14 protein-coding genes and 1 other RNA gene are annotated in these 16290 nt (G+C 27.7%); 10 read left to right on the top strand and 5 right to left on the bottom strand.

What is annotated here, in order from left to right; all coding sequences use genetic code 11:
• Window positions 1–70: 70 nt before the first annotated feature.
• From L3B98_RS26275 to L3B98_RS26260, 4 genes are all read left to right on the top strand, one after another.
• Window positions 71–1954: an SEC-C metal-binding domain-containing protein gene (locus L3B98_RS26275; protein WP_238918885.1), complete on the top strand. Its 1884-nt coding sequence runs from the start codon at window positions 71–73 to the stop codon at window positions 1952–1954.
• A 337-nt stretch (window positions 1955–2291) separates the two neighbouring features.
• Window positions 2292–3935: a PAS domain-containing hybrid sensor histidine kinase/response regulator gene (locus L3B98_RS26270; RefSeq protein WP_238918884.1), complete on the top strand. Its 1644-nt coding sequence runs from the start codon at window positions 2292–2294 to the stop codon at window positions 3933–3935.
• Between the two features lie 242 nt (window positions 3936–4177).
• Entirely contained in the window at window positions 4178–4747 is a 570-nt protein-coding gene (locus L3B98_RS26265; protein ID WP_015392542.1) for a GNAT family N-acetyltransferase, read from the top strand.
• A 19-nt stretch (window positions 4748–4766) separates the two neighbouring features.
• Window positions 4767–5360: an NUDIX domain-containing protein gene (locus L3B98_RS26260; RefSeq protein WP_238918883.1), complete on the top strand. Its 594-nt coding sequence runs from the start codon at window positions 4767–4769 to the stop codon at window positions 5358–5360.
• A 109-nt stretch (window positions 5361–5469) separates the two neighbouring features.
• Here L3B98_RS26260 and L3B98_RS26255 read toward each other — a convergent pair whose 3' ends face one another.
• Together L3B98_RS26255 and L3B98_RS26250 are read right to left on the bottom strand one after the other, a co-directional pair.
• Window positions 5470–6081, bottom strand: a complete 612-nt coding sequence (locus L3B98_RS26255; protein WP_238918882.1) for an ECF transporter S component — start codon at window positions 6079–6081, stop codon at window positions 5470–5472.
• 106 nt (window positions 6082–6187) lie between these two features.
• Window positions 6188–6739 (bottom strand): biotin transporter BioY, encoded by a 552-nt coding sequence (locus tag L3B98_RS26250; protein WP_238918881.1) that lies wholly within the window; start codon window positions 6737–6739, stop codon window positions 6188–6190.
• Window positions 6740–7258: 519 nt separating this feature from the next.
• On the opposite strand from L3B98_RS26250, the gene L3B98_RS26245 reads away from it, so the two are divergent.
• Window positions 7259–7936 (top strand): SIMPL domain-containing protein, encoded by a 678-nt coding sequence (locus L3B98_RS26245; protein ID WP_238918880.1) that lies wholly within the window; start codon window positions 7259–7261, stop codon window positions 7934–7936.
• Window positions 7937–8060: 124 nt separating this feature from the next.
• Here the strand turns inward: L3B98_RS26245 and ssrS are convergent.
• The 3 genes from ssrS to L3B98_RS26230 all read right to left on the bottom strand — a co-directional run bounded on the left by ssrS (window position 8061) and on the right by L3B98_RS26230 (window position 10463).
• Window positions 8061–8252, bottom strand: a non-coding RNA gene (ssrS, locus tag L3B98_RS26240) — 6S RNA.
• A gap of 266 nt (window positions 8253–8518) precedes the next feature.
• The gene (gene aguB, locus L3B98_RS26235) at window positions 8519–9397 is read right to left on the bottom strand and encodes an N-carbamoylputrescine amidase (protein ID WP_238918879.1); all 879 of its coding nucleotides are present in this window, start codon (window positions 9395–9397) and stop codon (window positions 8519–8521) included.
• A gap of 16 nt (window positions 9398–9413) precedes the next feature.
• Window positions 9414–10463, bottom strand: a complete 1050-nt coding sequence (locus tag L3B98_RS26230) for an agmatine deiminase family protein (RefSeq protein WP_017810660.1) — start codon at window positions 10461–10463, stop codon at window positions 9414–9416.
• 176 nt (window positions 10464–10639) lie between these two features.
• Between L3B98_RS26230 and L3B98_RS26225 the strand changes: the two genes are divergently transcribed.
• From L3B98_RS26225 to pepT, 5 genes are all read left to right on the top strand, one after another.
• Window positions 10640–11101 carry a hypothetical protein gene (locus L3B98_RS26225; RefSeq protein WP_077362588.1) on the top strand — a complete coding sequence of 154 codons (462 nt, stop codon included), beginning with the start codon at window positions 10640–10642 and terminating at the stop codon, window positions 11099–11101.
• A gap of 183 nt (window positions 11102–11284) precedes the next feature.
• Window positions 11285–12397, top strand: coding sequence for a DUF3810 domain-containing protein (locus L3B98_RS26220; RefSeq protein WP_015392550.1), 1113 nt, complete (start codon window positions 11285–11287; stop codon window positions 12395–12397).
• Between the two features lie 934 nt (window positions 12398–13331).
• Window positions 13332–14600, top strand: a complete 1269-nt coding sequence (locus L3B98_RS26215) for an ATP-binding protein (protein WP_238918878.1) — start codon at window positions 13332–13334, stop codon at window positions 14598–14600.
• Window positions 14601–14692: 92 nt separating this feature from the next.
• A complete protein-coding gene (locus L3B98_RS26210) occupies window positions 14693–14863 on the top strand; it encodes a hypothetical protein (RefSeq protein ID WP_015392552.1) in 171 nt (56 codons plus the stop codon).
• Window positions 14864–15048: 185 nt separating this feature from the next.
• Window positions 15049–16266: a peptidase T gene (gene pepT, locus L3B98_RS26205; RefSeq protein WP_077362594.1), complete on the top strand. Its 1218-nt coding sequence runs from the start codon at window positions 15049–15051 to the stop codon at window positions 16264–16266.
• The last annotated feature ends 24 nt before the right edge of the window (window positions 16267–16290 follow it).

The following is a 16290-nucleotide window of genomic DNA, read 5'->3' as shown; positions in this document are numbered from 1 at the left end:
GTTATAATCTTAGTATATAATGTGCTTATTAAGAAAGTAGAGTTGTACTTAAACTAAAGGAGATGTAACGTTGCAAGGTAAATGTTATTATTGTAAGAAAGAATTAACGGAGCGAACAATTAAAAGGCATATGAAAAATTGTCCAGAAATGAAAAAAGTTATTGATAAACAAATGAGAACAGCTAAAGGGACAAGAAACCAATTTATCATTTCCATTAAAGACAAGGACGAACCGAATAAATATTGTATTTATGTATCAATAGATACTAACCTGCAATTGCAGCATTTAGACAAATTTATTAGAGATATTTGGGTTGAGTGTTGTGGGCATTTAAGTGCTTTTTATATTGATGGTAAAATATTAACTGATAATATGAATGAATTGTATGAGATGAACTTATTTTTAAAAGATGTATTAAGTGTTGGTAAGAAATTTGGATATGAGTACGATTTTGGATCAAGTACTAATTTAAGTTTAGAGGTTGTTGATGTTTTAGAAGTGCCAAAAGAATTTACTCAAATAGAAATTATAGCAAGAAATAACAAATATATTTCTCCTAGAAATGGAATTTGCGGATATAATGGAAAAAAATCTGATGAGAAGCAATATTTGCCACAAAATAATATAAAATATAAAATTAGCAGGAAGAAACCATTACATAATGAAGATTTAGAATTTGATTTATTAAGTAGTAATTTAAGGGATATTTCTCAAAGGCTTACTGATAAAATTTATGATCAAATACATAATAGTGAATTTAGTGGAGACAATTCTATACAACAAGTGCTAGATGAGGAGTTAGATAAGTACTATGATCATTTAGATAATAATGTTGCTAATGGTTTTATGGAATTGTTTTATAAAGGAAAATGCTCATTTGATTTAGAGGAGCTTATAAAATCATGTCCAAAAGATCAAATTAAAGTTTTAGGAGAAAATATTGGGTTAAAGATACCATCAAATTTAAATAAGTCAAAGGCAGTTGAAAAATATGTGGGTGAATATGAAAAGTGTATTAGCAGTGAAATGAAACTGCTTGATGAAAAAATGTTTAAACTATTACGGAAATATATAAAAAGTAATGGAATAATTAATTTCCTAGAAAATGAGGCAATAAAGCATACAGCTTTAATGCAGGAAGGGATGGTTTTTCCATGTTTAAAAGATAATGAACCTGTATTTATTATGCCAAAAATAATGCAAGATATAGTTAAGAAAAATGATACTTTAGAGTTTAGAAAATTAATTAAAAAGAATAGTGAGATTATAAGTATCATTAAAGGAATGATTGAAGCTTACGGTTTTATAGCGTTTGATGATATTAAAGTGTTAATTAAAAGATATACAATTGATATTGATGAAATAATGTTATTGAAGTTATTAGAAAAATCAGCTTTGTATTCTGAGTATCAATATTATGGATCTGTAGATGAAGATGGAAGAATTATTTTTATTAATGAAAAAATAGAAGACTATGAAGAAATATTAGAAGAAATTGATAATGCTATGGATTATACTATGATTGAAAAAGAAGAATTAATTTTGATGTCAGAAAGAGATTATCTTCACAAAAGCCAGGCAGGAAGTAAATTTATTAAAGAATTTTATGAAATGTTTGATATGGATAGGGATGATGTTATCGAGAATATGAATATATTAGCCTTAGATATTCAATATAGAGATAGCAATGCAATTATTAGAGATGTATTAGATGGTATACAGGAAACTCTTAATAAGGACGAGGAGAACAGAGTTTGCACTGTGTTCAATGATTTCATTAAAAACGTGAGGCTATGGAAATATAAGGGTGAAACTATAAGTGAAAAGGATGGTATTAAGAAACCAGTAGTATGTAAAAAAACTTCAGGTAGAAATGCACCTTGTCCATGTGGAAGTGGCAAGAAATATAAGAATTGTTGTGGCAAAAATGGAAATGTAATTCAATTATTTTAAATTTAAAATGATGAATAATAAATTAAAATAAGTACATAATAATATTGAAAGAGGTGATTCTCATGGATAATGATTTTAACCATAATATTTTTGGTATAGTCCGAAAATGATTTTAAAGTCCCATAAGTACACTTGTCTTTCTGAAAGAAATAAAGCTAGGGAGAAGTCCCTGGCTTTATTTTGTTTTATGGAATTATCTTATTAATATTGTATGTTGTATTATATGTTATACTAATACTAGAAATATGGAAAATAGTAAAAAAACATATATAATGGATATTATATGTCGAACAATGAATTATTGTTTTTTAGTTTGAATAATCACACAATATAGGAAGTGAAAATAGTAGTTATGGATTTAAAAAGCGAATTATGGATAGATGAATTACAACGGATTGGAAAAGTAGGTATCTTTAGTTATGATAGAAGAAAAGGTATTATCAATGTATCAGATGTAGTGTATGAATTGCTTGGGATAAGTGACAAGTATGTTAGAGATAAGAGAGGATGGTTAAATGTTATTCATCCGAAACATAGAGAGGAGATTAGAGAGTACTTTAGAGTAATAATTGAAACAAGGGAAGATTTTGATAAAGAATTCAAAATTTTATGTGAAAGTGATAATCTCGAGAGATGGATAGAATTTAAAGGAAAGGTATTCTGTGATAAAAATGGAATAGCAGAAAAAATATCAGGTACTATACATGATGTAAGCGAAATTAAGAAAAACGAAGAAAAATTTAAAAAACTTTATATGGAATTTCAAGAAAAAGAGTCCCTTTTAGTTTCTTTGATTAATTCTATTCCAGACTTGATTTATTTCAAAGATATTTATGGTTCATATTTAGGGTGCAACAAATCTTTTGAAAAGTTTTCGGGATTAAAAAGAGAAGAAATCTTAGGAAATAAAGATGTTGATATTTTCAGTGAGGAAGTTGCAAAAACTTTTTTATGTACTGATGAAAAAACAGTTTATAGTAGAAAAACCTATGAATTTGAAGAATGGGTCGAATATGCAAATGGAGAGAAAATTTTATTAAATACTTTAAAAACGCCATATTATAACCCTAAAGGTGATATTTTGGGGATAATAGGAGTGAGTAGAGATATTACTGAGAAAAGTAAAAGAGAACAATTAAAGAAGGATATGGAAAATGAGAGATTAAGATTAGATGAGTTAAAGGAAATAGATAGAATGAAGACAGAATTTTTTGCCAATATTTCTCATGAATTAAGAACTCCTATAAATGTAATTTATTCAGCATTACAAATGGAACAAGTTATGTTGAAAAATTTATTTGGAGAAAATGAGCAGCAAGATAAAATGAGATATGTAAAGATGATGAAACAAAATTGTTATCGTCTTTTAAGACTTATTGAGAATTTAATTGATATAACTAAATTTGAAAATGGTTATGTTAATATAAATAAAAGTAATTATGATATTGTAAGTTTAGTTGAAAATGTTGTATTATCTGTAGCTGGTTATATTGAAAACAGGGATCTATCAATCATATTTGACACTGATATTGAAGAAAAAGTTATAGCACTTGATGCTGAAAAAATGGAGCGAATTATTTTGAATTTGTTATCAAATGCAGTGAAATTTACGTCAAGTGGCGGGAATATAACTGTAAAGGTGCATGAAAATAATAATTATATATTTATACAAATAAAAGATACTGGCAAAGGTATACCAAAAGATAAACTTAATTCGATATTCGAACGTTTCGTTCAAGTAGATAAGCCTTCTACAAGAAATCATGAGGGAAGTGGAATTGGTCTCTCTATTGTTAAATCATTAGTTGAGCAGCATGGAGGAGATATATCTGTGGAAAGTAAAGAAGGTATTGGAACTGAGTTCATCATCAAAATTCCTTGTGAAGTAATTCAAGGTGAATCTTGTAAATTTAATTTAGATGAACTGCAGATGAATAAGGGGAGTATTTCAAGAGTTAATATAGAATTTTCAAATCTATAGTTACGAATTAGCTATCTTTAATAAGTGATTATAATATAGTAATATTATAATTATTGAGGTATAGATTAATCTATACCTTTAGTTTTATGAAATTTTTTGATTTGCAAAAAAATCCATCTTATAGTTATGCTATGTTTAAGGAAGTATATAGATGCAATATTTTATAAAAAATATTATTTTTGTGTTAAAATAGAAAACAAGAGAAATAAAAAAAATGGAAATTAATAGATTGGAATGAAATAATGATGAAAATTAAAGAACTGAATCAAGAAGAAATAATTAAGGTATATAATGAACATATGATATTAGACTTCCCTAGTGAAGAGCTAAAACCTGTTGAGGTAATGCTAAATCTTTTAAAGAAAAAAATCTATATATGCTATGGGTTGTATGATAATGAAGATTTATTAGCTTATGCATTTATTGTAACTTTAAAAGAATATATGTTGATTGATTACTATGCAGTTTGTGAAAAACATAGAAATAAGGGGATAGGAAGTAAATTGCTAGCTATTTTAAAGGAACAATGTAAAGATTATAACGGTATTTTTGTAGAAGTTGAAAAAGTAGAAGAGGCTTTTGAGGATGCTGAAAAATTAATACGTAAGAGAAGGATAGAATTTTATGAGAGAAATGGATTTAAAATGACTAAAATTTCAATAGAATTATTTAAAGTTAATTTTTCTGTAATGTGTTTATACAACAAAAAAACTGAGGAGTCAGTTATTTATAAAGGACTGGAGGGTATATATAAAGAAATAGTTAAAGGTAAGCTTTATCTTGATAATGTAAAGCTTAGTTTGTTGAATTAATTTATAGGAGATATGTATGATGAAAGAATTATTAACAGTATATAATGAACAATTAGAAGAAGTAGGAATATTGTCTAGGGATGAAATCCATAAAAAGGGACTTAAGCACAAAGTAGTTCATTGCTGGATAATAGAAAGAGGAGAAATTGGCATCTATTTATATTTTCAACAAAGATCCTTTAATAAATCAGATTTTCCAGGTATGTATGATATAGCTTGTGCAGGTCATATTGATGCAGGAGAAGAGGCAGAAATAGCTATGATACGGGAATTAGATGAGGAAATTGGATTAAATATAAACAAAAATGATTTGAAATACATAGGAAGAAAATTTGAAGCTTTTCAAAAGGGAGAATTTTTTGATAATGAAATATGTGAAATGTATCTTTTAGAAGTAAAGGATAATACTAAATTTATTTTAGGGGACGAAGTTGAAGACATGGTGAGAGTATCAGTAATTGAATATGAAAAGTGGATTAATAAAGAATTGAAAGAATTAGAAGTATCTTCAATTGAAGGAAGTAAGAAAGTTGTTCTTAGAGAGGATAATATATGTCCTCATATTAGGGAATATAATGAAAGATTACTTGAAGCTGTATATAAGGGAAAATAGAAAATAAATTAAGTTATTAACTTAAAATAAGCAAAACGTTACTTTTGAAATTATTTAAATGTAACGTTTTGCTTATATAAGTTTTTAGGTGTACATAATATATAGTTAATTAGTTTATGGACTTATTTTTTGCAACAGGAAAAAGTAATCCAGAAGTTTTTAAAACAGGTCTTATAACATTATAGATGGTGCTTACTAATATAACTGAGACAATAGCATTAATAAAAGTTGCAAACACACTAAATTTGGCTAGGATAGCAGCCATTTGCTGTGGTTGACCAAGAATATATTGTTTATAAAAATATCCAACAATAGGATCAAAAACAACATTAAAAGATAATCCTCCAATAGCAGCAATTATTGTCCATCTGGCAATATATTTTTTATCATTACTTTGATCTATTTTAGCAAAGTTATGAGCAATTAATCCAGTAATTAATCCAATACACAATTTCAAAATGAATGTTTTTGGTGCACCAATAGCATAGGTTGGATCTAACAAATCAGATATTGTCATTCCTATGGCACCAGATAAGCCACCATACAAACCTCCAAGAAGTAAAGCAGCCAAAACACAAAAAGCATTTCCCACATGCAGAGATACTGCATCACCACCTGCTACTGGTATTTTAATTGAAAGAAAAGTAAAAGATACAAAGCATAATGCAGCAAGTATTCCTGTTTGAAGTAATTTAATAAGTCGAGTGTTTTTATTTTCCATATAATATGCCCCCTTTGTAAAAACTATCTGTATATGAAAATTCTGCTGTTATTATAACATCAGAAAAGTTAAAAAGGCAATTGTATGGATACAAATAGGGTATCCTTTAAGCATATAATCCAGCAGTTATAAGTCTCTTTCTAATTTGTGGTCCAATCAATGCTGCAAGTATCATTTTTATTAAATCTCCTGGCAAAAAGGGAATAACTGCAACTGATAGGGCTGAGTTAAACGGCATTTTAGTTAGATATGCTAGCCAAATAGTACCCAAAATATATGTAACTATTGAACCAAGTATCATTCCTAATAAGCACATATAAATTTTGTTTGTAAATTTATCTATAAAGATTCCACTGATTGATGCCAAAAAAATAAATCCAATTAAATATCCACCTGTTGGGCCTAACAATTTTGTGAATCCTCCTGAGAAACCTGAAAAGACAGGTAATCCAATAATTCCAATGAAAAGATAAACAATGCAGCTAATGGTTCCTTTTTTTCCACCTAAAGCATATATTGCAAAAAAAATAGCAAGATTAGTTAAGGAAACAGGAACTATTCCTATAGGAAGTGATAGGGGGCCTAAGATACAAATAACTGCAGTCATTACACCAATCAAAGTCATTTGGCGAGTACTTATTCTTCTTGTATTTTCCATATTTCTATTCTCCTTAATAATGTTATAAAATTAATTTAGATTTAGTATATAATTAATTTTATTTATTGTCAACTTTAAAATTAAAAATTGGTTAACAAATAAAAATTAAAAAGGTTTATTAAATTTATAGATATCCAATTTAATAATCAAACTTATAAATGTAATATATATGTAGTATTGAAAAACTATAATCGTAACACTACACCAGAAATCAGATACATTTTTCTGGAAGCAGGCATGTGAAATTGAGCTGATGATGGTTATTAGTGGAAGGTTGTTTCATTTTCTGCTTGTCATAAATTTACTTTAGGAACATGCAGAAATGAGTGCAACCTTCCACTTAGAATCTTCCAGCGAAAATTTCACTAGTCCTGTGGAAGATAAATGGATCTGATTTCGGTAATTGTTGCATAAGTCTAATTCTCGCTTTGGATATCTATGGAAATTATAATAATTTAGTGACTTTTGTTTCAATTAATCATAATATAAAATAATGAATATTTTCAGAGGGTGAAAATTATGAATGTATTAGAGGATAATGAGAAATATAGCTTTAACCATTATTCAAAAAGTCAATTAAATAATATAATTAAGGTTTTTGGAAAAGGTATATTAAGTGTAAAACCTGATTTAGCTAAGTTGCTAATTGGAGTTATAACAGAAAATGTTCAATTAGAAGTGTCACAACGGGAAAATGCTCTTATAACCCAGAATGTTATTAATAGTATATTAGAAATTGGAGTATTTCCTGACAATATACAAACTCAAAACTATAATATACGAACAAAATATGATTATATTGAGGGTAAACAAGTTTTTAGAGGTTATGAGGTTACTAATAATTTAAATGTTCTTATAACAAATATAAAGTCGGCGGGAGAAGTAATTGATACTGCTGTAAGAAATGGAGCAAATAATATTGGAGATCTCAATTTTCTTGTTTCAAATGAACAAAGATATTATTACGAAGTATTAAATAGAGCTGTCACAGATGCTCAAAATAAGGCAAGGGTTATGGGAAATAAATTAGGAGTGAGATTAAATGATATTCCCATAAGAATAGTTGAACTTGCTATGGGAAACATATCGCCATTACCAGCAATGACTTTTAAGTCTGTAAGTGGGACAACTCCTATTGAAGCAGGAGAAAATAATATTGAAGCAAACGTTGAAGCTGTATTTGAATATATGGAATAAAGTTTTATTTAAATTGATAATTAGTAAATAAAAAAGAAGTTAGTATTGAATTATTTAATTCTTTTTATATATTTGAAAAAAGCCAATGCTTTAGAATAATCCTAAACATTGGCTTAAAATTCATATTATATCCAAAATACCGGTACTCTGATTTTGACACCTATCTCTCGATAGGTGGGTGTCCTCACAGATGTTTCAATCGCCCTTAATGCCTTAAATGGACTCACAGAAAGGTACATTTCTTCATCTAAATATTGAACTCCCGAAGTTAATATGTAGGTTCAAAATAAGAGCTTAACGTATATTTCAGAAAAACAATATATTTAATTCATGGAAACTTGTCCACGACTTAATGCTTTAAATTTTTTAAGTTCAATAAACAATATTGCTATTTAACTTAATTGAGCAGGAAAACCTTTGTTTTCTACTGCTAAATTATAATAACATATTTATTTGATATGCACAAGAAAAATGTGCTGTGACGGTCAATGTAATATTTAGTAATTTTAAAACTGTACAAATTTAAAATGGTAGAAATGTCTCCTTGGCACCAAATTTGTACAGCTATGTTTTAAAAGAAACTTATTTAATTATTAACGCTCCATCATAGGAAGTGATGATCTTATATAAATCAGGACGACGATCTCTAAATATACCCCATTCAATACGTTGATTTTCTAATTGATCTAAATCGAACTCAGCAACTAAAACAGTTTCCTCTGTTCTATTAGCCTCAACAATTTTATTTCCTTGTGGTCCAGCAATAAAGGAAGAACCATAAAAGGTTATTTTAGAATCTTCATCTGCTTCAATACCAACTCTATTTGAAACAATTACAGGAATTAAGTTAGAAGCAGCATGCCCTAACATGCAAGCTTGCCAATGGTCTTTTGAATCAATTGAGCCATCTTGTGGTTCAGAGCCAATAGCTGTAGGGTAGAATAGGATTTCTGCTCCCATTAAAGTCATACATCTAGCAGCTTCAGGATACCATTGATCCCAACAGATCCCAACACCAATTTTTCCATAACGAGTATTCCATACCTTGAAGCCAGTATCCCCAGGATTAAAGTAGAATTTTTCCTCATATCCAGGACCATCAGGAATATGGCTCTTTCTATAGGTTCCAAGTACTTCACCATCAGCATCTATAATTGCTATGGAATTATATCTAGCATAGTTTTTCTTTTCGTAAAAGCTAATTGGAAGAACTACTTTTAATTCTTTAGCAATTTTTTTAAAATGATTAATAGCTCTATTTTCTTCAACTGTTGAAGCATACACATAATAATCAGATTTTTCTTTTTGGCAAAAATATGGTGTTTCAAATAATTCTTGAAGTAAGATGATTTGAGCACCTTTATCAGCAGCGTCTCTAACAAATTGTTCTGCTTTAGAGATATTTTCGTCAATATTGTTAGAACAACTCATTTGTGTAGCAGCAACTTTAACATTTCTCATAACTTATCACCTCGTATTATTTCTTATTAGCTCTGGAAGTTTTAACAAGTGGCATTTGTTGTGTTGTACAATGCACATTGCCACCTTCTTTGATTACAGTAATTCCATCAACCGTTCTAATTCTTCTATTAGGAAAAGTTTCACTTAATACATTCTCAGCTAATTTGTCAGCTTCTTTAGCAGTTCCACCAAAGATAGGCAAAATAATGCCATCATTTACAAAATAAAAATTTAAATAACTTAAGGTTAATCTTTCACCTTCATATTCAACTCTAGGAGGTTGATTGATAGAAATTACTTCTAACTTTCTTCCCTTTGCATCAGTTGAGTTTTTTAGTATTTCAAGATTCTCTAAAGTGATTTCGTAGTTTTTATCATTTGGATCGTCACAAGTTTGCATTATAATTTTCCCAGGAGCAGCAAAACAAGCAATGTTGTCTACATGACCATCAGTTTCATCACCATCTAAACCATTCTTTAACCAAATGATTTTTTCAATATTCAAATATTGCTTTGCATAATTTTCAATTTGTTCCTTTGTAAGGTCAGGATTTCTATTAGGATTTAAAAGGCATTCTTCTGTAGTAAGTAAGGTACCTTCACCATCAACATGAATAGATCCACCTTCAAGAACAAGTGGTGCATCGAATTTCTTTACATTAAAATGTTCTAAGATTTTTGGAGCCACCATATCATCTAAATCCCATGGAGCATATTTTTCACCCCAAGCATTAAACTTCCAGTTAACTCCAGCTATATTGTAATTTTCATCAACGACAAACGTTGGACCATTATCACGAAGCCATGCATCATTATGATCAATTGGAAGAAAACTAATGTTTGAAGAAGCAAAAAGTTTAGTAACATCAGTTAAATCTTTTGGATTTACAATAACAGTGACTGGTTCAAATTCAGAAATTGCTTTTATATATTCTGCATATCCAAGACATACACTTTCATGATTTTCTGGATAACACATAGATTCTTTGACAGGCCATGAAATGAATGTACGCTCATGAGTAGTCCATTCAGCAGGCATTTTATAATTTAAATCTTTTGGATACATACAATACCCCATTTCTTTAGGATTATATTTTGCTATATTTATAGCATCTATCATATAATAAACTGGCGTTTATTTCAATGTCAAGATTTAAAGTGTATAAATATTTTGGAATAATAGTTTATATATAGTGAAACAATATTCATTGAATTAATTAAATATTAAATGGAGGTGTTTTTATGAAGCTAGAAGGTTACTTTAGTGGTATAAAAGCTGCAAATGATGCTGTAGAGACATTGAAGAGAGCAGGTATAACTGATGCAGCTGCAGATATAAATGAACATTATACAGGAAACAATAATCCAGGAACAAATCTTCCAACAACTGCAAGTAGTACAAATAGTTTGGCAAATTACGTTCTTACTAGTGACAGTCCCTTAGGTGATCCGATGTTAGGCCCTATGGCAGCAGCAAGTCCAATGGTAAGTGGTTATGGTAAATTCGAAGAAATTGCAGATGTAAATTATAAAGTAATTGTTAATGCAGATGATCAAAATGCAGAAAAGGCAAAGCAAATTATTGTAAAGATGGGCGGAGATTTAAATGATCCAAATTTTAAAATACCAGAAGGATTAAAAAATGTATCAATAGATGATTTAGTTACTAATATGATAAATAATATGGATAAAAATATAGATTAAAGTGTTTTGAAAATTATTAGTCTGTAATTGTTTAAGGTCAAGTAGCTACAGATGGAGTGTATTTGTATAATTTAAATATACTCCTATTACTTTTATATTTTTTTTTAATAAGAGATGTAGTATGATTTTATTAAAGTGAAAATAAAAAGATTAATTATATGAAAGGTATCAAATATAGATAATATGAGTAATTTAGTAGACAATCGTAAGAAGATAAAATGGAGTAAAAAAAAGCTATGGGGTAGTGGATTATTACTTATTATTAGTGCTGGTTTATTTGGAATGTCAAGGTATGTTAGTGGATTTGCAAACATATATTATGAAAATATTTACTTAAATTTAGTTAATGTAATTGGGAGAGGATTATCAATAATAAAATTTTCAGTTTATGAATTAATCGTTATTGGATTTATTTTATTTATTTTTATTAAATTAATTATGTATATATATTTGAAATATAAGAAGAAAATATCGCTTAAAGAAATTATTATTAGGGCAACAGCTAATATTATTTTGTATATTTCAATTTTTATATTTTTAAATGCAGTGACTTTAGGGGTTAATGCTTTTAGACCAAGTTTTGCTAAGTTGACTGATTTGAAGAATAAAGATGTTTCAGAAGAAAATTTGACTGAACTTTGTAGTTATCTTAAAGACGAGCTTAATGAATCAGATAATAAAATACAAAAGGATCAATATGGACTTTTAAAATTAGATGATAGCGTAAAGGAAGAAGGGATTAATAGTATGAAGAACTTGGGCGATAAATATTCTTGTCTCCAAGGATATTATCCGCTTCCTAAACCATATCTTTTTTCTAAAGTAATGTCCTATCAATTATTAGAGGGAGAAACAGATTTTACTTTAGAAGCCAATTATAATAATGATATGCCTAAAGTCGATGTTCCAAGTACTATATGTCATGAATTAAGTCATGTAAGAGGATTTAATAATGAAGATGAAGCGAATTATATAGGTTTTTTAGCATGTATTAATTCTAATAATTATGAATATCAATATAGTGGATACTTAATGGCGTATTCTTACTGTATGAATGATTTATATGATTCGAATAAAGAGGCATTTAAAAAAATCAATAATGAACTTTCTATTAACGTTAAAGCAGAATTAAAAAATGATGCTTTATATTGGAATAAGTATAGAGGGAGAATATCTAAAATTCACAATGATGCTTACGATAAGTTGCTAAAAATAAGTGGACAGGAAAATGGTATTAAAAGCTATAATGCTGTTGTAAAGTTATTGGTTTCAGGATACGGAGTTCAATTTAAATAAAGTGTTTATATAAAAATAAAGGTAATTATAATTATAAAAAAAATTATACAAATTATCAGAAAATATATTGAATTCTGACAATTTAAATGCTATAATAAATACAAGAAAGGAGGATTAACAAAATAATCCTAACTCTATTAAATAAATTACAAAATCAAGATTAATTACATCTTATAAAAATATTAATTAGGTATGACCAATAACACATAACCATTGAAGATGGTGGATTAGTAATATAGGACAAGCATATTAGAACGCAAGTTGTAAGTACTAAATAAATCATCGGAAGATTTATTTAGTAATCAAAAGGGCGATTAAGGCGCAGGGAGTATTACTAATTATAGTAAGGTTATTTGAGAAAAATATATCTAAGTAATGTAACAAGTAAATTAAAAATTGTTTTATATTAAAATAAAAATGAAATTTTTAAATTTTGACAATGGAAGGGTGATGGCAATTCAAATAGATTCGTTTCGTAGTAGTAAAGGGTTAGGATTAAATTAACCATCAATTAGTTAAGAAAGTTAGCTAATTGATGGTTAAAATTTTTTTGAGTTATTTTTTAATTTATTTATTAATATGTTCCTAAACATACAAAGTATTTTATTATTTAAAATTAGAGGTATTAATACTTAATTTTACAATATATTACTACAAAATGTTGAATAATTAAAAAAAATTTATTATAATTTGGCTATAGAGGTAGAAAGGTGATATTTTTCTAAAAGCATTTAAAATATACAAGAATAGGAAACGAATGAGTTTCTAATTCTACATTAATAATTAAGAAAGTTAGGTTGAAAAATTATTTGGGTCTTCAATGAAATAGAATTAAATTTATTATTAATTCATGTATTTCGGTGGATACTGAATTTATATCTAAGTCTAATATACAATTAAGATAAAAAAGTAGTGAGAGGGATGTGGGCTTGAAATGGATTATATAGATATTATAAGTACAATATTTCAAAGTATATTATTTATATATACAATTAATTATTGTTTAGGATACAAAAAGATTTTTGATAAGAAACTAGTATTAAGTGTAATAATATTGTCTATGATTGGTTATATAATTCCAAACAAATTTGGTAATGTTTCTATATGTGTTTTCGTTACTCATATGTTATGTATGTTAGTTATAATATTCTTCTATAATAAGAAATACATTGAAGCATTATTAGCTTTGAATTTAAGTTATTCAATAGTAATGTTGAGTGTATTTACATTTGGAAATTTATTTTATGAATTTATTGAAAAAATTATATTTAAAGAACATAATGACATGTTCAAAGCACTATTTATTTATCTTTTTCAATTTGTAATGTGTATAACATGTATGAAGTTTGCTAAACTAATTAAGCAGTTTTATAAAATATTACTAGATGGGGAATTTTCACTAATATCTATACTCCTATTTAGTTTTATTCCGGATTTTGTAATTTCATTTTATATAATTAGATATAAAAACGAACCTCCTTTATTGAAAAACGTTATATTTATGCTATTAATTATCTTTATTATTATTAGCATTGTATACTTTGTACAAATTAAGGAACGAGCAAATAAAATATATAAATTAAATCAAGAACTAGAAATTAAAAATGTTGAATTGACCATGATAAAAAATACTTATGGAATGCAGATGTCATCTTTATATGAGTTATGTATGATGGAACAGTATGAAAATGTATCGAGTTTGTTAAAAAGTACTATAAATGTTGCAGGAGAAACGAATAAAAGAAAAGAAAATAAAGTACAAGAATCTATTCTATCATATGCGACTAAACATATAACTTCAGAAGATATAAATATAGAAATAGAAGAACATGCTAACTTAGCACTATTAGCTATATCTGAAATGGAATTGTATAGAATTGTTGTTAATATTGTTAATAATGCTGTTAAAGCTATGAAGAACAAAGGGAGATTGACTATTCGGTCGTACAACAAAGATGAAAATATTATTATAGAAATTGAAAATGACGGTGAAAAGATCCCTGAAGGTATTATTAATAAAATATTCAAATCTGGATTTACAACCAAGGAGGATGATGATAAAAATCATGGGTATGGATTGAGTATAGTTAAAGAATTGATAGAAAATTATAATGGAAAAATATTTGTTGAGAGTAATGAGGTAATTACTAAATTTGTAATTGATTTACCTATAGATAAATTAGAAGATTCAATTGTTGTTTAATATTTAATATATATACTGAATTGCTAACTTTTAACTATTTTAGTACCAAAAATAATAAATCTATTTGTATAATTAGTTAGAAGGAGGTGAAAATGTTGGGAAATATAATAAAAATAAATATGTACGCAGAAATTAGAAAAGAAAAAACTAAGAAAGTAAAACTAAATGTTCTTGAGGATACTATTTTAAAATACAATAATTGGCTAAAAGTCACCAATAGAGAGGATAAAATAGAGAATTATGAAAAGTTTTTGCGAGCATGAAAATGAATTTTGAAAGTAGATTAAACTGTGAGGTTTAAACTACTTTTTTTTATATATATTATATAAAATTTTTTAGCAATTATTGATTTATTTAGAAGGAATAAGTAAAATGGTTATGTGATTATTCTTCATTAAGTAAAGTTTTATGTTTGAAGAATTATATGTGATAAGAAGGAGATAAAATTATGAAAGCTTATGAACGTTTATTAAAATATGTAAAGGTATATACTACATCAGATGAAAATTCTGACACACATCCAACAACTAAAAGGCAATTTGATTTAGCAAATTTATTAGTTGAAGAAATGAAAGAGCTTGGAATAGAGGAATGTAGAGTTGATGAGCATTGCTATGTTTATGGAGTAATACAAGCAACTAAAGGTTATGAAGATAAACCAAGTATAGGACTTATTGCTCACTTAGATTCTGCACCAGCAGCTCCAGGAGAAAATGTAAATCCTCAAATTATTGAAAATTATGATGGTGGAGACATCATATTAAAAGGAAACAATGGCATATTATCACCTGAGAAGTTTCCGCATTTAAAAGACTTAGTAGGAAGAACGCTTATTACTACAGATGGAACTACACTTTTAGGTGCAGATGACAAAGCAGGAATAGCTGAAATTTTAACTGCTTGTGAAACTATAATAAATGAAAATATTCCACATGGAAAAATATGCATTGGATTTACCCCAGATGAAGAGGTAGGGCTTGGAGCACATCTATTTGATGTGAAAAACTTTGGAGCTGATTTTGCTTATACAATTGATGGGGGAATAGAAGGCGAAATTTCTTATGAAAACTTTAATGCAGCCGGTGTTGAAGTTGAAATTCACGGAGTATCAGTTCATCCTGGATCTGCTAAGAATACAATGATTAATGCTGTTAATGTTGGTATTGAATTTAATTCAATGCTTCCATCAGGCGAAAGACCAGAACATACAGAAAATTATGAAGGCTTTTACTATTTGGAGCATTTTTCTGGAAGTACAGATCAAGCAACCTTAAAATATAAACTAAGAGATCATAATAGTGATAAATTTGAAAATAGAAAATACACAATTCTATTAACTGAGAAATTATTAAATGAAAAGTATGGCGAAGGAACAGTAACAGTTAAAATAAAAGATGAATATAAAAATATGCTTGAACATATAAAGCCTTGTATGCATTTAATTGATAATGCAACAGAAGTAATGAAAGCATTAAATGTAACACCAGTAATTGAACCTATTCGAGGGGGAACAGATGGAGCAACATTAAGTTATATGGGCTTACCTTGTCCTAATCTTGGAACAGGAGGTTTTGCTTACCATGGTGAGTATGAACATATTACAGTAGAAGGAATGGATATCTGCACAAAAATTATAATAGAAATTTTAAAAAGATACACACATTAGAAAAAAAGCAGCCGACAAAGGAGG

This window comes from Clostridium sp. YIM B02555, assembly GCF_022320955.1.
Taxonomy (GTDB): Bacteria; Bacillota; Clostridia; order Clostridiales; family Clostridiaceae; genus Clostridium; species Clostridium saccharoperbutylacetonicum.
The sequence above is the reverse complement of the archived record's forward strand: the minus strand, read 5'-3'. Positions and strand labels throughout refer to the sequence as shown.

Excerpts from the sequence above, each read along its gene's own strand:
- L3B98_RS26265 (WP_015392542.1), top strand. The coding sequence starts at position 4,178 with ATGATGAAAATTAAAGAACTGAATCAAGAAGAAATAATTAAGGTATAT.
- L3B98_RS26260 (WP_238918883.1), top strand. The coding sequence starts at position 4,767 with ATGAAAGAATTATTAACAGTATATAATGAACAATTAGAAGAAGTAGGA.
- L3B98_RS26255 (WP_238918882.1), bottom strand. The coding sequence starts at position 6,081 with ATGGAAAATAAAAACACTCGACTTATTAAATTACTTCAAACAGGAATA.
- L3B98_RS26250 (WP_238918881.1), bottom strand. The coding sequence starts at position 6,739 with ATGGAAAATACAAGAAGAATAAGTACTCGCCAAATGACTTTGATTGGT.
- L3B98_RS26245 (WP_238918880.1), top strand. The coding sequence starts at position 7,259 with ATGAATGTATTAGAGGATAATGAGAAATATAGCTTTAACCATTATTCA.
- aguB (WP_238918879.1), bottom strand. The coding sequence starts at position 9,397 with ATGAGAAATGTTAAAGTTGCTGCTACACAAATGAGTTGTTCTAACAAT.
- L3B98_RS26230 (WP_017810660.1), bottom strand. The coding sequence starts at position 10,463 with ATGTATCCAAAAGATTTAAATTATAAAATGCCTGCTGAATGGACTACT.
- L3B98_RS26225 (WP_077362588.1), top strand. The coding sequence starts at position 10,640 with ATGAAGCTAGAAGGTTACTTTAGTGGTATAAAAGCTGCAAATGATGCT.
- L3B98_RS26220 (WP_015392550.1), top strand. The coding sequence starts at position 11,285 with ATGAGTAATTTAGTAGACAATCGTAAGAAGATAAAATGGAGTAAAAAA.
- L3B98_RS26215 (WP_238918878.1), top strand. The coding sequence starts at position 13,332 with ATGGATTATATAGATATTATAAGTACAATATTTCAAAGTATATTATTT.
- L3B98_RS26210 (WP_015392552.1), top strand. The coding sequence starts at position 14,693 with ATGTTGGGAAATATAATAAAAATAAATATGTACGCAGAAATTAGAAAA.
- pepT (WP_077362594.1), top strand. The coding sequence starts at position 15,049 with ATGAAAGCTTATGAACGTTTATTAAAATATGTAAAGGTATATACTACA.